The following is a 599-nucleotide window of genomic DNA, read 5'->3' as shown; positions in this document are numbered from 1 at the left end:
CACAGCCGCGAGCGTGCAGGATTCGGTCGCCGGCACCCACCTGGTCGACCAGGTGGCCGCCGCCCACCCCACCATCCGCAAGGTCTGGGTGGACGGCGGCTACCGCCAGCACCTCGTCGAGCACGCCGCCACCCTCGGCATCGACATGGAAATCGTCCAACGCGCCCCCGGAACCAGGGGATTCACCGATTCACCCCGCTACCCAAACGCTGGACCGTGGAGCGGACCTACGGGTGGCTGATGTTCCACCGCCGCCTGGCCCGTGACTACGAAACCCTCCCCGCCCGCTCCGAAGCCATGATCCACCTCGCCATGACCGACCTGATGGCCCGCCGCCTGACCAACGAAGCCACCATCTCCTGGCGCGACCCGACACCCCGGGATTAAACACCTATTCCGGGATGAAACATCGGGAGAAAACGACCTCTTACGGCCGGGCCGCCACCTGGGGACCCTCGGCAACGGCGCCGTGGCCGGGGACCACGACATCGACGTGGCTGGCGGCCTCATCCAGCCGGTCGAGTGCCGTTTCGTAGGCACCCACCTGATCGTCTTGGCGAAAGTCGAAGAGTGGCGGCCGATCAGCGGATGACCTGAAC

General features: G+C 67.1%; 1 pseudogene. It reads left to right on the top strand.

Annotated elements, in window-relative coordinates:
* Positions 1-387: pseudogene (locus IEZ19_RS50130) on the top strand (transposase); the annotation flags it as partial.
* Positions 388-599 lie beyond the last annotated feature (212 nt).

This window comes from Streptomyces brasiliensis (assembly GCF_014647875.1).
GTDB classification, from domain to species: Bacteria; Actinomycetota; Actinomycetes; order Streptomycetales; family Streptomycetaceae; genus Streptomyces; species Streptomyces brasiliensis.
Note: the sequence above shows the minus strand (reverse complement) of the source record. Positions and strands in the feature narration are given on the sequence as shown.